16 protein-coding genes and 5 tRNA genes are annotated in these 17,379 nt (G+C 46.6%); 6 read left to right on the top strand and 15 right to left on the bottom strand.

Annotation, left to right across the window (positions count from 1 at the left end):
- Positions 1–192: 192 nt before the first annotated feature.
- Entirely contained in the window at positions 193–1,182 is a 990-nt protein-coding gene (locus KI659_RS07145; protein ID WP_213944674.1) for a UDP-glucuronic acid decarboxylase family protein, read from the top strand.
- A gap of 180 nt (positions 1,183–1,362) precedes the next feature.
- Here the strand turns inward: KI659_RS07145 and KI659_RS07140 are convergent, their stop codons facing one another.
- The 7 genes from KI659_RS07140 to KI659_RS07110 all read right to left on the bottom strand — a co-directional run bounded on the left by KI659_RS07140 (position 1,363) and on the right by KI659_RS07110 (position 3,205).
- Entirely contained in the window at positions 1,363–1,608 is a 246-nt protein-coding gene (locus KI659_RS07140; RefSeq protein ID WP_213944673.1) for a GIY-YIG nuclease family protein, read from the bottom strand.
- Between the two features lie 60 nt (positions 1,609–1,668).
- Positions 1,669–1,741: transfer RNA gene (locus KI659_RS07135), tRNA-Lys, on the bottom strand.
- Between the two features lie 668 nt (positions 1,742–2,409).
- The gene (locus tag KI659_RS07130) at positions 2,410–2,655 is read right to left on the bottom strand and encodes a GIY-YIG nuclease family protein (protein ID WP_213944672.1); all 246 of its coding nucleotides are present in this window, start codon (positions 2,653–2,655) and stop codon (positions 2,410–2,412) included.
- 60 nt (positions 2,656–2,715) lie between these two features.
- Positions 2,716–2,788, bottom strand: a tRNA-Lys gene (locus KI659_RS07125).
- 56 nt (positions 2,789–2,844) lie between these two features.
- Positions 2,845–2,918, bottom strand: a tRNA-Arg gene (locus KI659_RS07120).
- 90 nt (positions 2,919–3,008) lie between these two features.
- Positions 3,009–3,082 (bottom strand) — tRNA-Pro (locus KI659_RS07115).
- A 50-nt stretch (positions 3,083–3,132) separates the two neighbouring features.
- Positions 3,133–3,205 (bottom strand) — tRNA-Lys (locus KI659_RS07110).
- Between the two features lie 222 nt (positions 3,206–3,427).
- Here KI659_RS07110 and KI659_RS07105 point away from each other — a divergent pair.
- Positions 3,428–4,045 carry a hypothetical protein gene (locus tag KI659_RS07105; protein ID WP_246535318.1) on the top strand — a complete coding sequence of 206 codons (618 nt, stop codon included), beginning with the start codon at positions 3,428–3,430 and terminating at the stop codon, positions 4,043–4,045.
- On the opposite strand, the gene KI659_RS07100 is transcribed toward KI659_RS07105, so the two are convergent.
- Positions 4,042–4,668 (bottom strand): LON peptidase substrate-binding domain-containing protein, encoded by a 627-nt coding sequence (locus tag KI659_RS07100; RefSeq protein ID WP_213944670.1) that lies wholly within the window; start codon positions 4,666–4,668, stop codon positions 4,042–4,044. The two genes, KI659_RS07105 and KI659_RS07100, sit on opposite strands and share 4 nt — an antisense overlap.
- A 73-nt stretch (positions 4,669–4,741) precedes the next feature.
- Between KI659_RS07100 and KI659_RS07095 the strand changes: the two genes are divergently transcribed.
- A complete protein-coding gene (locus KI659_RS07095) occupies positions 4,742–5,533 on the top strand; it encodes a dienelactone hydrolase family protein (protein WP_213944669.1) in 792 nt (263 codons plus the stop codon).
- A gap of 68 nt (positions 5,534–5,601) precedes the next feature.
- Here the strand turns inward: KI659_RS07095 and KI659_RS07090 are convergent, their stop codons facing one another.
- From KI659_RS07090 to KI659_RS07065, 6 genes are all read right to left on the bottom strand, one after another.
- Positions 5,602–6,285 (bottom strand): hypothetical protein, encoded by a 684-nt coding sequence (locus KI659_RS07090; RefSeq protein WP_246535317.1) that lies wholly within the window; start codon positions 6,283–6,285, stop codon positions 5,602–5,604.
- A gap of 137 nt (positions 6,286–6,422) precedes the next feature.
- On the bottom strand, positions 6,423–7,310 hold the full coding sequence (locus KI659_RS07085) for a sugar phosphate isomerase/epimerase family protein (protein ID WP_213944668.1): 888 nt from the start codon (positions 7,308–7,310) through the stop codon (positions 6,423–6,425).
- A gap of 11 nt (positions 7,311–7,321) precedes the next feature.
- Entirely contained in the window at positions 7,322–7,882 is a 561-nt protein-coding gene (locus KI659_RS07080; protein ID WP_213944667.1) for a gluconate 2-dehydrogenase subunit 3 family protein, read from the bottom strand.
- Between the two features lie 12 nt (positions 7,883–7,894).
- Positions 7,895–9,574, bottom strand: a complete 1,680-nt coding sequence (locus tag KI659_RS07075) for a GMC oxidoreductase (RefSeq protein WP_213944666.1) — start codon at positions 9,572–9,574, stop codon at positions 7,895–7,897.
- Positions 9,575–9,815: 241 nt separating this feature from the next.
- Positions 9,816–10,682: a hydroxypyruvate isomerase family protein gene (locus KI659_RS07070; protein ID WP_213944665.1), complete on the bottom strand. Its 867-nt coding sequence runs from the start codon at positions 10,680–10,682 to the stop codon at positions 9,816–9,818.
- Entirely contained in the window at positions 10,682–11,926 is a 1,245-nt protein-coding gene (locus KI659_RS07065) for a nucleoside permease (RefSeq protein ID WP_213944664.1), read from the bottom strand. Before KI659_RS07065 ends, KI659_RS07070 begins: the two co-directional genes overlap by 1 nt.
- A 350-nt stretch (positions 11,927–12,276) precedes the next feature.
- Here KI659_RS07065 and KI659_RS07060 point away from each other — a divergent pair, with 350 nt between their 5' ends.
- The 3 genes from KI659_RS07060 to KI659_RS07050 all read left to right on the top strand — a co-directional run bounded on the left by KI659_RS07060 (position 12,277) and on the right by KI659_RS07050 (position 14,744).
- The gene (locus KI659_RS07060) at positions 12,277–13,437 is read left to right on the top strand and encodes a Gfo/Idh/MocA family protein (protein ID WP_213944663.1); all 1,161 of its coding nucleotides are present in this window, start codon (positions 12,277–12,279) and stop codon (positions 13,435–13,437) included.
- Positions 13,438–13,585: 148 nt separating this feature from the next.
- Positions 13,586–14,014 (top strand): c-type cytochrome, encoded by a 429-nt coding sequence (locus tag KI659_RS07055; protein WP_213944662.1) that lies wholly within the window; start codon positions 13,586–13,588, stop codon positions 14,012–14,014.
- A 1-nt stretch (position 14,015) separates the two neighbouring features.
- A complete protein-coding gene (locus tag KI659_RS07050) occupies positions 14,016–14,744 on the top strand; it encodes a 3-keto-disaccharide hydrolase (RefSeq protein WP_213944661.1) in 729 nt (242 codons plus the stop codon).
- A gap of 136 nt (positions 14,745–14,880) precedes the next feature.
- Here the strand turns inward: KI659_RS07050 and KI659_RS07045 are convergent, their stop codons facing one another.
- Positions 14,881–17,106, bottom strand: a complete 2,226-nt coding sequence (locus tag KI659_RS07045) for an NADP-dependent isocitrate dehydrogenase (RefSeq protein ID WP_213944660.1) — start codon at positions 17,104–17,106, stop codon at positions 14,881–14,883.
- Between the last annotated feature and the right edge of the window lie 273 nt (positions 17,107–17,379).

Genomic DNA, 17,379 nt, shown 5'->3' with positions numbered 1-17,379 from the left:
AAAGATACAGAATTTCCACCTTTAAAAAGCTGACCTAGGTCAGGTGGGGGGATGATTCGAACATATAAATGGAAGCTTTCAGCGAAGGAAAAACCCCTTCTATAGATTTATTTAAAAAATCCCATCAAATCTTCATTTTTTTGAAGTATAAAACAGCATTCATAAATTTTTAATCCTTAAAAAAATCTGATTATGAAAAGAGTATTGGTAAGCGGAGGTTCAGGCTTTTTAGGATCACACCTGTGTGAAAAATTGCTAAACGAGGGGAACGAGGTGCTTTGTGTTGACAATCTTTTTACTGGAAGGAAAGACAACATTCACCATTTACTGGATCATAAGAATTTTGAATTCATGAGGCACGATATCACTTTTCCCTTATATGTGGAAGTTGATGAAATTTATAATTTAGCATGTCCGGCAAGCCCGATCCACTATCAGTTCGACCCGGTTCAGACTATAAAAACAAGCGTTCTCGGTGCCATAAACATGCTGGGCCTTGCCAAAAGACTTAAGGTAAAAATCTTACAGGCCAGCACTTCCGAGATTTATGGGGACCCGGAGGTCCATCCGCAGCCAGAAAATTACAAGGGCTGTGTTAACACCATCGGGATAAGGGCCTGCTATGACGAAGGAAAAAGATGTGCGGAGACATTATTCTTTGATTACAACAGACAGCACAAACTCACCATCAAGGTGATGCGCATATTCAATACCTACGGCCCCCGAATGCATCCGAATGACGGCAGAGTTGTCAGCAATTTCATCATACAGGCGCTAATGGGAAGGGATATCACCATCTTCGGGACTGGCCAGCAAACCAGAAGCTTCTGTTACGTGGATGATAACATTGAAGGAATGTATAAGCTTATGAACTCCAGAGATGGATTTGCAGGCCCTGTTAATATCGGAAACCCCTGTGAATTCACCATGCTTGATCTGGCTGAAAAAATCATAGACTTAACTGGAAGCAACAGCAAGCTTGTATTTATGCCGTTACCTCAAGATGATCCCATGCAGAGGAAGCCATGCATTGAACTGGCTAAGAAAGAATTAAACTGGGAGCCAAAAATCAATATTGATGAAGGACTTATTAAGACAGTCAGCTATTTTGAAAGGATATTATCCAAGAATAAAATAATAATTAATGACTCCTATCAAACAGAATTGATAAAGCAAGCTTGAAACAACTTCCTTCTGTGGGAAAAAGTCTATTTTTTTCATGGTCACCAAGGCCAGAAGTCTTGGTGACCTAAACGGACCAGGATTCGAATGCCGCAAAATGGCGGCACAGGCTCTACGACCTTCCCGTCCGCATGCGGACGGGACGCGATACCGGGCTACGCTACACTCAAGTTCAATAAATCAGCCTCCGCTTATCAATCTTTCTATATATCGCTTTGATTTCTTCCTTTTAACGGACAACTCCCGCTGTTTTGCAAACTTAAGATCCGGGTAACTTTCCGTATAAACCAAAGCCCAAGGCATTCCCAGTGATGTGAATTTAGACTGACTCGTATTATGCTCATTAAGCCTTCTGTCTAGGTCAGTACAGGCTCCGATATAATACTTCTGAAGCTTTTCGGAATATAAAACATAGAAATATGCCATAACATAAAAATTTCAGCATGGATAAAAAGTAAAAAAGGCCTCCCGATAGAGAGGCCTTCGTGATCCCGCTGGGGCTCGAACCCAGGACCCATACATTAAAAGTGTATTGCTCTACCAGCTGAGCTACGGAATCGGTAATCTTAATAAAATTGTCACGTCCTAAATTTACTTGACACTTTTTTCTCAAACTTTTAAATTTTTCTCCGCGAAGTGGCCTTTGTGAAACTTCGTGAAAACTTGGTGGCCTTTGTGGCCCATTTACAAATTCTTCGTACTTCGTCCATCTGACTTCGTACTTCCCAATGTGATTCGCCGCGGCGAACTCCCCCGATGGCTATCGGGGCTGAAACCTTCCCGTCCGTAGACGGACGGGATGCTCTATCCAGTTGAGCTACGGGACCTAAGTCAAATTTCCAACCTGCCGTTTGCAGGACTTTTCCCGGACCCTTAACCAGACTAAAGTCCAGCAAGCTTCGGAAAAGGAAATTTTGTCGGGGTGGCAGGATTCGAATGCCGCAAAAAGGCGGCACAGGCTCTACGAACTTCCAGTCCGCATGCGGACGGGACGCGATACCGGGCTACGCTACACTCAAGTTCAATAAATCAGCCTCCGCTTATCAATCTTTCTATATATCGCTTTGATTTCTTCCTTTTAACGGACAACTCCCGCTGTTTTGCAAACTTAAGTTCCGGGTAACTTTCCGTATAAACCAAAGCCCAAGGCATTCCCAGTGATGTGNCTTCCCGTCCGCATGCGGACGGGACGCGATACCGGGCTACGCTACACTCAAGTTCAATAAATCAGCCTCCGCTTATCAATCTTTCTATATATCGCTTTGATTTCTTCCTTTTAACGGACAACTCCCGCTGTTTTGCAAACTTAAGATCCGGGTAACTTTCCGTATAAACCAAAGCCCAAGGCATTCCCAGTGATGTGAATTTAGACTGACTCGTATTATGCTCATTAAGCCTTCTGTCTAGGTCAGTACAGGCTCCGAGATAATACTTCTGAAGCTTTTCGGAATATAAAACATAGAAATATGCCATAACATAAAAATATCAGCATGGATAAAAAGTAAAAAAGGCCTCCCGATAGAGAGGCCTTCGTGATCCCGCTGGGGCTCGAACCCAGGACCCATACATTAAAAGTGTATTGCTCTACCAGCTGAGCTACGGAATCGGTAATCTTAATAAAATTCTTCGTACTTCGTCCATCTGACTTCGTACTTCCCAATGTGATCCCGTCAGGACTCGAACCTGAAACCTACTGCTTAGAAGGCAGTTGCTCTATCCAGTTGAGCTACGGGACCTAAGTCAAATTTCCAACCTGCCGTTTGCAGGACTTTTCCCGGACCCTTAACCAGACTAAAGTCCAGCAAGCTTCGGAAAAGGAAATTTTGTCGGGGTGGCAGGATTCGAACCTACGACCTCCTCGTCCCAAACGAGGCGCGATACCGGGCTACGCTACACCCCGAAACTTTAATCCAAACATCGGACTTCTGTCATCCGACATCGGACAAATCGTGATCCCGCTGGGGCTCGAACCCAGGACCCATACATTAAAAGTGTATTGCTCTACCAGCTGAGCTACGGAATCATTTTTTATGCCTTTAAAGCCCTTGCAGCTTTAAATTTTTACGATTTGAGACTTGCTTTTTGCTATATCTTTGTCGTAATTGGACTGCAAATTTAAGCGGACTATTTTAAAATGCCAAACTTACAGCGAATCTTTCTTGCAAAATTATTAATATTTTTGATCACCCTCACACAAAGTATTAATTGTCAAGCCGATACAAACAATCAAAATTTAGCAGATTCTTTGTTTAATTCTCAAAACTACAAAGAAGCTCTTGCAGTCTACGAAAATCTCTACTTTGAACAGCAAACCTATTCGCCGGCCATGCTCCTGAAGATGGCATTTATCAGCGAAGGAATGGGTGATTTCCCCAAAACCACTTTATACCTCAGCAAATATTACGAATACAATCCTAGCCAACGGGTAACCTCAAAAATCCGGAACCTTACAGAGCAACCCCAACTCTACGGCTACGAAGTCTCCGATCAGGAGCAGTTTTTCAAGATCCTAATCGACAATAGAATAGAAATCACTTCTTTTCTTACCCTATGCCTGTTGATCTGTTTGATTCTTTATGTGAAAAATAGAGAAAGCGCTTCCAAGCCGGCTTTTTTCATTCCAAGCTTCATTCTAATTGTAATGATTTTCCTCAGCAACAATTTTCTGCAACCTCCCACTAGAGCGATCATCACCGGTAGCCCGACGTTAATCATGGATCAGCCTACCGCAGGCGGAAACCTCATCAGCAAGGTCGATGTGGGACACCGAGTAAGGGTCAACTCCACCAAGGACACTTGGTATGAAATCACCTGGAACGACCGTAAGGCCTATATCAAAACCCAGAACGCCACCAAACTTTAAAAATCCAAAGGATCCAGGTATTTGAAGTGACCATTCATCCGGATTTTCTCCTTCGAATGTTCAAGATCTTTCATGATGGGAATCATTTTCTTGAAATGCTGGGTCAAATACTCCTGCCTTTCAGACTCTTTCTGCATCAAAAGCAGCTCAAACTCCTGCTCCAGCTTCAGCCCAACCACGTGGGCAAAAGTGAAGGAAGTGACCTGAAAGCTTGCCAAATCGGCCTCATACTGCATCAGCCTTAGCATTTCCTTGAGATAAAACAAAAACTGCTGATAGGTCACCGATGTCACCCGGGGGTCGTTTTCCAAGTATTCAACCTCCCCACCTGGGTACAGCCTCCCTTCTTGAGGATTTTCAAAATTCAAAATATGAAAAGGCCGAATTGCCTTGGTCTTGATGTCCATCCGCCCATCTTCATAAGTATAGACGATCTCCTTCAACTCCACCTCGGTACCATACTTGGTTAATTCCTTCAAATATACCCCCACCCCAAAATTGCTCCCCGATTCTTTGCAGTCATTGACCAGCTGCTTATATCTTGGCTCAAAGATGTGAAGATTGAGTTCCTCCCCAGGGAAGGCTACAATTTTTAGAGGAAATAAGGGCAGATAAGCGTCCATATTGAATTAACCCATCTTTCTGGATTTAGTTGTAAATTGGCAAACAGTTTAATTAACAACCAGTTTGAACCCTATGAAAAAACTATTCTTATTCTATGCGGCATTTTTCCTTGCCGCTGTGCTCTACGCCCAAGACAGGGACTTGGAGAGGCTCGAAAATTCCCCAAGACACCATGAGTGGATCAATATGGATCAGGACGGCAGGAACATCCGCGGATTTCTGGTCTACCCAGAAAAATCCGACAATGCCAAATCCATTATCGTCATTCATGAAAACAGGGGGCTTACTGATTGGGTAAGATCAATGGCCGATCAACTGGCCGAAATGGGTTATATCGCCTTGGCCCCGGACCTCCTCTCCGATTTTGACGACAGCAAGAAGTCCACAAGGGATTTTGCCAGCCAGGATGACGCCAGAGAGGGAATTTATGCCCTAGACAACCGGCAAGTGATGAAAGACCTTGACACGGCCTTTGAATACCTTAAAACAGTCGATGGTGGCAATGGCGAGGTGTCAGTTATTGGATTCTGCTGGGGAGGCTCCCAGACCTTCAATTATGCCACACACCAATCGGGCATCAGCGAGGCATTGGTCTTCTACGGCACCGGCCCTAAAGATATCGAACAGATAGCAAGAATTGAAGCTCCGGTCTACGGGTTTTACGGAGGCAACGACCAGCGTGTAAACGCCACCATTGAAAACTCCGCTGAGATGATGGAAGAAAAAGGAAAAACCTTCGAGTATGAAATTTACGAGGAAGCCGGACATGCCTACATGCGCAGCGGGGAAGGACCGGAAGCCAGCGAAGGCAACAGGGTAGCCAGAGAAAAGTCTTTGGAAAGGATTAAGGCTATTTTGGAGTAAAAAACCTGCCTGATTCGGCAGAGGCAGGACAGGAGACCAGAGGATGACGTAAAAAAAAAAGAGGATGATTATGTATCATCCTCTTCTTCTTCCACTTCCACTAAGGTCATGATCTCACCGGGAGACATGTACAATTCCCTTATTTTGTTCCTATAATCTTCAGGGAGACGGTCGTTGCTCAAGATAAAGTTTTTGGTATCTACCAGATAATTACCCAGTCCGCTGGCGATGGCGTGACTATCGGCGGTTATCTCTGCCTTGGTCACAAAGTTATTGGAAGTCACATACCTGACCCCAAACACAATCATGCCAAACCTGCTTCTATCAATGTAATCCATCACATGGCCCAATTCATGGCCTATCCAGCCCAACAAGACGTTATCAGGCACCTCTTCAATGGGTAACCATTCATCGTCCAATTCAAGTTGTCTACTGATTTTGATCCTGTATTTCCTGTTGGCCTTGCTGTTGAAAAGCAAAGACCCAAATTTGGGCTGGGCCTGCATCACATTGCCTTTGATGTTATCCAAAAGCTCAAAGTGAATTTCCACATCCTCCAATTCAGGATAATGGGCCAGTGCCCTTAGGGTGACTTCTTTTATTTCTTCGGGAATAACCTTGTTCTCGGCCAGCTTTTCTACATCCACTGTATCAGCTTTCTTGATTTCATCTGATTTCTTGATTTCAACAGTGTCTGATTTTGACATGGGGATAGCCATTACGGCTTCCATGACGGGGGTTTCGTATTGCATAAAACTGATAACGGAGAAAATAGGTATTATAGTATAAACAACGCCTGCGATCCAATTCATACTAAAAACAACAGCCTGACTCGTAAAAAGTTCAGGCTGTCAAAGATTTAGGTTCTTACTACCAATATTTAGCAACTTTACGCCAACCGGAGATTCCGTAGATATTCGGCATTCTTTTCGGCGCTCCGCATGGGGGTAGAAGCATCATAACGTTCCTGTTCAGCGAAGAAATATTCCAGCCCATTCTCCTTACCCACTCTAAGGATTGAAGAAAAATCTATTGAACCCTCGCCGATATCGGTGGAAGCGTCAGCCTCCCCTTGAGGAGCGTCTTTCATCCGGTCCTTTACGTGGCACAACTTGAACCTGTCGGGATACTTTTCAAAATACACTTTTGGATCAGCACCAGGTGTTTTCACCCAATAAATATCCATTTCATAGTCAACCAAATCCGGATCCGTATTTTCCAACAAATAATCCTGTGGCATCTGTCCTTCAAGTTCCTCAAACGTGTAGCCATGATTGTGGTAGGCAAACCTAACCCCTTCCTCTTTGCACACTTTTCCGATTCTGTTAAACTCATCGGCGAGTCGCTTAAATTCGTCCATGCTTTCCTGCGGACCTACCCACGGACAGATCAGGTATTTCATCCCGATCTCACCGGCCTGCTTGGCCTGCTCCTCCAGATTTTGGAACACATTGGCATGTGAGGCTACAAATTCCATCCCCTGGTCTTCCACGAGCTTTTTAAACTCCGTGTTCTTCATGCCCCAAAAGATTCCTTTGCCACCATCAAATCCTTCCAGATAATGATAACCATAGGATCCAAGTTGGGAAATGGTGTCCTGAACATTGGCAAACATTTCATCCTTCACAGAGTAAAGCTGAATACCAAACCTGTCCAACCCTTCCTCAGAGCGGTCATCACCTACCACCGTGTCAGGTCTTCCGCAAAACTGCAATGGCAAAAATGCTCCTGCTGCCATCAGGGAACTTAACTTAATAAAATCTCGACGGTTGCTCATTGATTATCAAATTATAGTGCAAATGCTTTATCACCCTTCTTATAGTCCATGCAGCCATCATAGCGGCCAGGAGTCTCCACATACCTTAATGCCTGGGTGGCTCCGATTTCTGAGGTGAAATAACCCAGCACGGTAAGATCCTTTAACATGCTGATGTATTTGGGGCCGCTTTCATTATTCCCGCTTCTCAACTCCTCATTCAATGCGTTGAGAAAGTTTAACCTTTGCTCATGGGAAGCGTCCATAAATTCCACCCCTACCTCAGACTTGAAGTTCTTTTTAATATCATTCAACCCATTGATAAAGGTTTCCTGCTGCTCCTTGTTGTAAGTTTCCCTCACCATCACGGTCATAAATGACCCCACACCAGCTTCTTTGGCCCCAGGCGTATCCGTAGCTGGGATGATGGTCTCGGCTATCTCATCCATGAAGGCTATTTCGCTTTCTGAAAAATCCAGCCCTTCAATTCTGTCTTCGGGCGCACAGCCCGTAAGTATCACATTGGCCCCGATCATGGTTCCACCCATCATCAACACCATGCTCTTCAGTGCTTCTCTTCTATTAATACCCATTTTGATCTGGTTTTAGAGGTTTCTTTTTTTCAATTCCTTCACTGCAAAATCCGCTGCTCTTGCCGTCAACGCCATATAGGTCAGGGAGGGGTTCTGTGCCGCCGCTGAGGTCATACAGGCCCCATCGGTTACAAACACATTCTTGGCATCCCACACCTGGTTGTTGCCATTCAATACGGATGATTTCGGATCTCTACCCATTCTGGCCGTACCCATCTCGTGAATACCCTGTCCAAAAGTATAGCCCGCATCATATTTGTTGACGTTTCGAAGACCGGCAGCCTCAAGCATTTCAGCGGCGTCATCCATCATGTCCTTCCGCATTTTGATCTCATTATCTTTGAGCTCTGCGTCCATTTCAAGCACTTCCAGACCCCATTTGTCCTTGGTGTCCTTGCTTAGCTTGATGGTGTTTTCATGATAGGGGAGGATCTCCCCAAAGGCGGTAATCCCCATACTCCACGGTCCCGGCTCACTTAAAGCCTCCTTAAGCGGCGCCCCAAAATTCAACTCGGCAATCTCACGGCTCCAGCCACTTCTGCTGGCCGCCCCCTGGTAGCCAAAGCCCCTCAGGTAATCCCGCTTGTCACCGTCAATATTTTGGAATCTTGGAATGTAGATCCCATTAGGCCTACGGCCAAAATAATACTTGTCATCATAACCGTCCACGATCCCGTTGGCTCCCGCCCGGAAATGGTGATCCATCACATTGTGGCCCAGCTCTCCAGAACTGCTTCCCAATCCCTCATCCCACACATCCGTGGCGCTTCTCATGAGGATAGCGGTGGAATTGAATGCCGAAGCGCAAAGAAAAATAATCTTAGCCTTGTATTCGTAAGTTTGGTTGTTTTCAGCATCCAACACCTCCACACCTGTGGCCTTTTGGGCATCCTTGTCGTAAAGCAGCTTGGTCACAATTGACCATGGCCTCAAGGTCAGGTTGCCGGTCTTCATCGCTGCCGGCAACGTCGAGGACTGTGTACTGAAATAGCCTCCAAATGGACAGCCCAACCAACATTTATTTCTGTATTGACAATTGGTTCTTCCTTCCAAAGGCTGGGTGATGTTGGCCACCCTACCCATGGTGATCAACCTTTTGCCGTTAAAGTGGTTTTTTACCCGTTCTGCCACATCCTTTTCCACGCAATTCATCTCCATGGCGGGCTGGAACTCACCGTCAGGCAAAATATCCAAGCCATCCCTGCTTCCGGAAATCCCGGCAAACTTTTCCACATGGCTATACCACGGCGCCAGGTCCTTATATCGGATCGGCCAATCCACGGCTATCCCTTCTTTGGCGTTGGCTTCAAAGTCAATATCCCCCAAGCGGTAGCTTTGGCGGCCCCACAGCAAGGAACGTCCCCCCACCTGGTATCCTCGAAACCAGTTGAAAGGCTTTTTCTCCACATAAGGCGACTCCGATTCCTGCGCCCACCAGTCAACATTCAACTCATTCAGCACATAATCCCTTCTTAGCACAGGATGGTTTTCGATCATCTCTATAGATCTACGGCCTCTATAATTGGTCTCCCAAGGCGCCTGAGTCGCAGTTTTGTAATCCTTTACATGTTCCACATTCTGGCCTCTTTCCAGCATCAATACCTTCAGACCTTTTTCCGTCAATTCTTTTGCAGCCCATCCTCCACTGATTCCGGACCCTACGACAATTGCATCGTATTCTTGATTTGCCATAATATTATTAGAAATCTTATATCTTATTTACTTATTTTTTTTTCTCTCCTCCATCACTCCGCACTCACGTGACTGATATTAATTCTACTTGTCTGTTACTCAAGCATTTAATATTTCTCCGCAATGAAGAAACTCTGTGAAACTCCATTAAAACTCAGCGGAACCCTGCCTGCGCAGGCAGGTCTGTGTCCCTTTTCTTTCCGCGAAGAAGTCTCCCGTCTTCGGTCTTCCGTCTTCAATCTCAAACATCACATATCTCAATCGCCTCCTTCAAAGACTCCCTCCTATTCTCCCGGGTAATGATAAACTCCTGCGCCACATATCCCTCAAAGCCCGTCTCCACAATCGCTTTCATGATTGCGCGGTAATTGAGTTCCTGGGTTTCATTTATCTCATTTCTCCCGGGATTGCCGGCCGTGTGGTAGTGACCGAAATATTGATGATTGTCCCGAATCGTACGGATCACATCACCCTCATTTATCTGCATGTGGTAAATGTCATACAAAAGCTTGAAGTTATCAGAATCCAGTCTTTTGGCCAACTCCACCCCCCAGGGCGAGTTGTCGGCCATGTAACCTGGATGGTCCACTTTGCTGTTGAGAAGCTCCATCTGGAGCACCACGCCATGTTTTTCGGCCAGGGGCAGCAATTTTTCCAGCCCTTTCACCGAGTTCTCCAGCCCCTCTTCATCGGCGATTCCATCCCGATTGCCAGAAAAGCAGATCAGGTTTTTAAACCCGGCCTTGGAGACCAGCAGAATCATTTCTTGGTAGTTTTTCCAAAGTTGGGAGTGGTAATCGGTATTGTTGAAGCCTTGGACCAAATTGATTTCGGCGCCATTGCACATGGAGCTGTCCACGCCTTTTTCCTGCAGCACCGGCCAGTCGGCAGGGCCAACTAAATCGATTGCGTTGAAACCCAAAGATTTTACCAAATCGCAGAAATCAGCTATGGGCAGGTCATTCATCACCCAGCGGCATACCGAATGGTTGATGTTTCCCCGAAGTGATGCCGAGCCCTCCTGCCCAAATACCTTGCCCCCAAGGGGCAAAGCACCCATTAGAGCTGTTCCCGCAAGCTTTTTCAACATTGTTCTCCTAGAATCCATCAGGCCACCTTTTCCAATACTTCCTCTTTCACTATCTTTTCCTCTTTAAACAGCACCAAGAAAAGTAATGTCACCACTACCGCGATTCCAGAAGGAATCAGCCAGATGGTTTGCCAATCCTTGGTCTGATCTGCATTTACAAAATGGTCGGTAACCAAACCGGCTACCCAGAAACCGATCAGCATCCCCACCCCGTAGGTGGCCAGGGTGATCATCCCCTGAGCGGCACTTTTATAGCGCTCGCCGGCCTTGGAATCTGTATAGATCTGGCCTGACACAAAAAAGAAATCATAACAAATGCCGTGAAGCGCAATCCCGATCAGCAACATGTAGGCACCGGATCCCGCATCCCCAAAGGCAAACAAGGCATACCTCACCACCCAGGCAACCATTCCCACCAGGAGGGTTTTCTTGAAACCGTACTTAGTGAAAAAAACGGGAAGCAGCAACAGAAAGAGTGCCTCGGAAATCTGGCCTATGGTCATCTTTCCGGTAGGATTTGGCATTCCCACATCAATTAGAAACGGATTGGCATTTTGGTAATAAAACGCCAATGGAATACATATCAGGATAGATGAAATGAAAAATATGAGAAAATTACGGTTTTTTAACAGGCGCAAGGCATCCAAACCCAACACATCTGAAATCCGAAGTTTCTCCCCCTTAGGGATTTTCGGAGGGGTTTTGGGCAGGGTAAAACTATAAAAGCCCAAAACGGCAGAAGCTATTCCGGAGAGCATAAAAGTATTCCTTAGAAGACCGTCCTGCAGTCCCGCAGTGCTGTCCCAGGCGAAATAACTGATAAGCCAACCGGCTATAATCCATCCTATGGTACCCCATACACGGATGACCGCAAATTCCTTGGTTGGGTCTTTCATTTGGTTGAAGGACACGGAATTGACAAGAGCCAAAGTGGGCATATAGGCCACCATGTAGGCGAAAACGTAAGGATAGAATTCGGCAAAATTATCTGCCCTGAACATCAAAAACATCAGAGCCGCCCCGATAAGGTGCAACACCCCGAGGATGCGTTCTGCGTTGAAGTATTTATCCGCAATCAGCCCAATGATAAAAGGGGCTATGATGGCACCGAATGACTGGGTGGAAAAAGCCGCGGCAGTCTGGGTGCCAGAGGCTTGCAAATTTTGAGGCAAAAAGGCCCCCAAGGTCACGAACCATCCTCCCCAGATGAAAAATTCCAGGAACATCATGAAGGATAATCGAGCTTTGGTTTCGATTTTCATAAATAATAAAGGTTATAATAGGCTGTATTAATCAGGCAAACCCAATTAATTTTTAACATTAATCACTTAAATTAGTAAATCCAAATGAAAAAGTAATTAAGCCAATCTTGAATAATTCATCCTTACCACTCATATAATTAATAGTGGCTCTACAATTTAATGAATTTGGCACAACCTTTAAGAGGCTGAATAAAACTTTTTCATCAGAATTTTTCACCAAACAAAAACAGCACATCTATGCACATCCAACATATTATTGGCACATCACCCGTAGATTGTAAATTATACGCTTATCTAAACTAACATCGGACATCCGACATCGGACATCCGACATCAAACCAAACAAACCTATGAGCAAAAGAAAGTTAAAAATGGGAATGATCGGGGGCGGACCCGGAAGTTTCATCGGCGCGATTCACCGCATTGCTGCCAATATGGACGGCCAAATTGAGCTGGTGGCCGGGGCATTCAGCAGTGATCCGGCCAAAAGCAAGCAGGCCGGAGAGGAGCTTTTTCTGGCCGCCGACCGCGTCTACAATTCCTATGATGAGATGTTCGAAAAGGAAAAAGCCTTGCCTGAGGGCGAAAGGATTGACTTTGTGAGCATCGTCACCCCAAACCACGTGCATTTTGACCCTGCCATGAAAGCATTGGACCACGGCTTCCATTTGGTCTTGGACAAACCCATGACATTGACACTGGATGAGGCCAAGCAGCTTCATGCGAAAGTCAAGGAGAGCGGAAAGCTATTCTGCCTTACCCACACCTACACCGGTTACCCCATGGTCAAGGAAGCCAAGCAGCTAATAGCCAAAGGCGAGCTGGGACGGATTAGACAAGTGTATGTGGAGTATCCGCAGGGCTGGCTGGCAGAAATGCTGGAAAGCGAAAACAACAAACAGGCCTCTTGGCGGACAGACCCTTCCAAGAGCGGAAAAGCAGGGGCCATGGGCGACATTGGAACCCACGCCTTCAATCTGGCGGAATACATCACAGGTTTGAAGATCACCAAACTCTGTGCTGACATCAACATACAGGTGGAAGGCAGAAAGCTGGATGATGACGGCAACGTATTGCTCAAATTCGACAACGGCGCCTCAGGAGTTTTGATCGCCACACAGACGGCCACGGGTGCCGAAAACAACATCAACATCAAGGTATACGGGGAAAAAGGCGGTCTGGAATGGCAGCAGGAAGATGCCAACAGCCTGGTGATCCGCAACCACAACAAACCTGACCACATTCTGAGGGCGGGGACTCCCTACCTTCATGATTATGCACAAGCCAACACCAGGACGCCAGCCGGCCACCCGGAAGGCTATTTGGAGGCTTTTGCCAACCTCTACCGCAACTTTGCCCGAACCCTGCATGCCCAAATGAACGGACAGCAGGCAGAAGAGGCATGGAAAGACTTCCCGGGAGCTGAAGATGGCTTGAGGGGCATGGCATTTGTACACCATGTGATAGAAAGTGGTAAATCCGACCAGAAGTGGACTGATTTCACCGTTTAAAAAACCATAACCACGAGCATCCCCTCCGGTTATGGAATATTATTTTATATTCTTAAATTGTATCAACAGATTTCGGACCCCGGTCCCGTCTCCCGTCTTTCGGTCTTCGGTCCCCGGTCTTCCGTCTAAAACCTTTTAACCTAAAAACATGAAACTACTCAAACCTTCCACCTTCGGTATCATGGCTCTTGCAGCGGTGATGTACGCCTGTGGTGATGGCGGCGGGGACAGTGCCCGCAAGGAAACCACTTCCTCCATCCCCCAAAACGAACCCAAAAAAGCGGCCTCTTTTGAAGAGCAACACGGGGAAAACCCAGACTATGTGAAGGGCCTAGCCCTGATCAAGGACTCCGACTGCCCGAGCTGCCACATGGCCGAACGCAAAATCGTGGGCCCTTCATATGCCGAAGTAGCGGAGCGCTATGAAAACAATGAAGAAAATATAAATCTGCTTGCCTCCCGCGTGATCAAAGGCGCGGTAGGAGAATGGGGGGATGTACCTATGCCTGCCCACCCTGGCCTATCCGAAGAGGATGCCCGACAAATGATCAAATATGTATTATTATTGAGAAGATAAGATGAAAAAGACATTATTATGCCTCACCTTGGCCGGCGCACTTTCCGCATGTGACACTGGTGAGCGCAATACAGAAACAACCGATACCACCGCCACTGAAACCAACGATATGGACCAAGATTCCCAATGGATCAGCCTTTTTGACGGGCAAACCCTAAACGGATGGACAACTTACGGTAAAAATACCGTGGGCGCTGCCTGGAAAGTGCAGGATGGTGTATTGTTCTTCGACTCCTCGGAAGAGGAAGGGGGCGATATAGTCACAGATGAGGTGTTTGACAACTTCCACCTCGAACTGGAGTGGAAAATCTCCAAAGACGGCAACAGCGGCATCATGTTCTATGTGCAGGAATCTGACGAATACAGATATCCTTGGCAGACAGGTCCGGAGATGCAAATCCTGGACAACGACGGCCACCCTGATGCCAAAATCAGAACCCACCGCGCAGGTGATCTGTATGACTTGATCGAGTCGAGCGAAGAAACCGTAAAGCCAGTAGGCGAGTGGAACAAAGCCGAAATCATCTCCAACAACGGTCAATTGGACTTCTACCTCAACGGTGTAAACACCGTATCCACCACCATGTGGGATGAGCAGTGGGACGAAATGGTAGCCAACAGCAAGTTTAAGGGAATGCCGGGCTTTGGCCGCTACCAAGAAGGCAAAATCGCCCTGCAGGATCATGATGATGATGTGTGGTTCAGAAATATCAGAATCAAAAGACTTTAACTATTGTACTATGTACTAGGTACTATGTACTAAGTAAAAAAACTAGAGCCCTACTTAGTACATAGTACTTTGTACCTAGTACAACAAAAAAGCCTCCCTATTCCTAGGAAGGCTTTTTTTATTAGAGCTTCAATCCTTAAATCTCCGCCAAAATCGCATTAAGCGTCTCACTTGGCCTCATGGCCTTGCTGGTTTTTTCCTCATCTGGCTTGTAGTAACCTCCGATGTCAACAGGGCTTCCCTGGGCATCGTTTAGCTCCTGAACAATTTTCTCCTCATTATCCTGAAGCTGCTTGGCTACTTTGCCAAACACCTCTTTCAAAGCGCCATCCTTATCCTGGTTTGCCAAAGCTTCAGCCCAGTACATGGCCAGATAGAAATGGCTTCCACGGTTATCCAGTTCCTTCACCTTTCTGGAAGGAGACTTGCCGTTTTCAAGGAATTTCCCTGTGGCCTTATCCAAGGTTTCTCCCAACACGATCGCTCGCTCATTCGAGAAAGTGTTGCCCAAGTGCTCTAGGGAGACGGCCAAAGCCAAAAACTCACCCAAAGAATCCCATCTCAGGTGGCCTTCTTCCACAAACTGCTGCACGTGTTTAGGTGCAGATCCACCGGCACCTGTTTCAAACAGCCCACCGCCATTCATCAAAGGCACAATGGAAAGCATTTTGGCACTGGTACCCAATTCCAAAATAGGAAAAAGGTCCGTCAAATAATCTCTCAACACGTTTCCGGTTACCGAGATGGTGTCCTTTCCTTCTTTTGTCCTTTGCAGGGTATATTGAGTGGCCTCTTTCGGAGACATGATCAGCAATTCAAGGCCTTCCGTATCGTGGTTAGGCAAGTAGTTTTTCACCTTGGCGATCAACTGGGCATCATGGGCTCTGTTTTCGTCCAACCAGAAAACTGCAGGTACTCCTGTTGCTTTGGCACGGTTGACGGCAAGCTTCACCCAATCCTGTATCGGGGCATCCTTAGTCTGGCACATTCTCCAGATATCGCCTTTCTCCACAGGGTGTTCAAAAATCACCTCGCCCGCCGAGTTGATTACTTTGACATTCCCCTTAGCCGGGATTTCAAAAGTCTTGTCGTGGGAACCGTATTCCTCGGCTTTTTGGGCCATAAGGCCTACGTTAGGCACGCTACCCATGGTGCGCGGGTCAAAGGCTCCATTTTTCTTGCAGAAATCGATAGTCTCCTGATACACACCGGCGTAAGACCTGTCCGGGATTATAGCTACGGTATCCTGCAACTCGTTATTCTTGTTCCACATCTGGCCGGAAGTCCTGATCATTGCGGGCATGGAGGCGTCAATAATCACGTCGCTTGGCACGTGAAGGTTGGTGATACCCTTGTCGGAATTCACCATAGCCAAATCAGGGCAGTGGGTATAGCAGCCTTCAATATCTTCCTCAATTTCGCTTCGCTTCTCTGCCGGCAATTTTTCCAAGGCGCTCAATAGGTCACCGAAACCGTTTCGGACATTCACTCCAAGCTCACGCAGGGTCCCTTCATGCTTCTCGAATACCGGAGCAAAAAACACGCTTACCGCATGCCCAAAGATGATTGGGTCGGATACCTTCATCATGGTAGCCTTCATATGAAGGGAAAACAGAATGTTTTCCTTTTTGGCGACTTCTTTTTGCTCGGCAAGGAATTTCCTCAAGGCACCCACACTCATCACCGCAGCGTCAATCACTTCACCTTCCTGTAGGGAAAGCTTGTCTTTCAACACTTCATTCTCACCGATACTGGTTTCCAACACAATTTTCACCATATCGGCTTTGGCCATGGTGTGTGATTTTTCACTTCCGTAGAAGTCTCCATCCGTCATGCTGGCCACATGGGATTTGGAATCAGCGCTCCACTTACCCATGCTGTGGGGGTTGTTTCGGGCAAACTGCTTGACCGCCTGGGGAGCCCTCCTATCCGAGTTGCCCTCCCTCAAGACCGGGTTTACGGCTGAGCCTTTGATTTTATCGTATTTCGCTTTGATTTCTTTCTCCTCCCCGTTTTTTGGCTCATCAGGGTAGTTAGGCAGCTTGTAGCCCTTCTCCTGAAGTTCCTTGATGGCGGCCTTCAGTTGGGGCACAGAGGCACTGATGTTGGGAAGCTTGACGATATTGGCCTCCGGGGTTTTGGCTATTTCGCCAAGTTCTGCCAGGGCATCACCGATCTGCTGGTCTGCGGAAAGGAATTCCGGGAAGTTGGCGATGATCCTGCCTGACAGGGAGATGTCGCGGGTTTCCACGGCTACTTCGGCAGAGTTGGTAAAAGCCTTGATGATAGGCAGAAGGCTGTAGGTGGCCAATGCCGGCGCCTCATCGGTGAGGGTATAAAGAATCTTTGCTGTTTTTGTCATGTGTACTATGTTTTGCCTTTCGGAAAAGGAGAGGCATAAAGATGAATCGGTTTAGGCGATCATGGTCAAAAAGCATCCGCAGGACCCGACCAAAAATCCGGGCTAAATTAAGGAAAATATCGGGGAAATATAAATATGGCCGTTAAAGAGTGGTTTTAAAAAATGGGTTTGCGTTGTTTAAAGCTTATGGCTCCTGCGGAGCGTTTAGGGTTTATGAATCAGGATCAACCTTAAACCATAAGCCTTAAACTTCAAACCTTAAACCATAAACCT

The sequence above is a fragment of the Litoribacter ruber genome, assembly GCF_018449405.1.
Taxonomy (GTDB): Bacteria; Bacteroidota; Bacteroidia; order Cytophagales; family Cyclobacteriaceae; genus Litoribacter; species Litoribacter ruber.
The sequence above is the reverse complement of the archived record's forward strand: the minus strand, read 5'-3'. Positions and strand labels throughout refer to the sequence as shown.

Bases quoted from the DNA above. Each gene is read 5' to 3' on its own strand.
- KI659_RS07055 (WP_213944662.1), top strand. From the start codon at position 13,586: ATGAAACTACTCAAACCTTCCACCTTCGGTATCATGGCTCTTGCAGCG.
- KI659_RS07080 (WP_213944667.1), bottom strand. From the start codon at position 7,882: ATGGGTATTAATAGAAGAGAAGCACTGAAGAGCATGGTGTTGATGATG.
- KI659_RS07145 (WP_213944674.1), top strand. From the start codon at position 193: ATGAAAAGAGTATTGGTAAGCGGAGGTTCAGGCTTTTTAGGATCACAC.
- KI659_RS07085 (WP_213944668.1), bottom strand. From the start codon at position 7,310: ATGAGCAACCGTCGAGATTTTATTAAGTTAAGTTCCCTGATGGCAGCA.
- KI659_RS07090 (WP_246535317.1), bottom strand. From the start codon at position 6,285: ATGCAATACGAAACCCCCGTCATGGAAGCCGTAATGGCTATCCCCATG.
- KI659_RS07070 (WP_213944665.1), bottom strand. From the start codon at position 10,682: ATGGATTCTAGGAGAACAATGTTGAAAAAGCTTGCGGGAACAGCTCTA.
- KI659_RS07075 (WP_213944666.1), bottom strand. From the start codon at position 9,574: ATGGCAAATCAAGAATACGATGCAATTGTCGTAGGGTCCGGAATCAGT.
- KI659_RS07050 (WP_213944661.1), top strand. From the start codon at position 14,016: ATGAAAAAGACATTATTATGCCTCACCTTGGCCGGCGCACTTTCCGCA.
- KI659_RS07045 (WP_213944660.1), bottom strand. From the start codon at position 17,106: ATGACAAAAACAGCAAAGATTCTTTATACCCTCACCGATGAGGCGCCG.
- KI659_RS07140 (WP_213944673.1), bottom strand. From the start codon at position 1,608: ATGGCATATTTCTATGTTTTATATTCCGAAAAGCTTCAGAAGTATTAT.
- KI659_RS07065 (WP_213944664.1), bottom strand. From the start codon at position 11,926: ATGAAAATCGAAACCAAAGCTCGATTATCCTTCATGATGTTCCTGGAA.
- KI659_RS07095 (WP_213944669.1), top strand. From the start codon at position 4,742: ATGAAAAAACTATTCTTATTCTATGCGGCATTTTTCCTTGCCGCTGTG.
- KI659_RS07130 (WP_213944672.1), bottom strand. From the start codon at position 2,655: ATGGCATATTTCTATGTTTTATATTCCGAAAAGCTTCAGAAGTATTAT.
- KI659_RS07060 (WP_213944663.1), top strand. From the start codon at position 12,277: ATGAGCAAAAGAAAGTTAAAAATGGGAATGATCGGGGGCGGACCCGGA.
- KI659_RS07100 (WP_213944670.1), bottom strand. From the start codon at position 4,668: ATGGACGCTTATCTGCCCTTATTTCCTCTAAAAATTGTAGCCTTCCCT.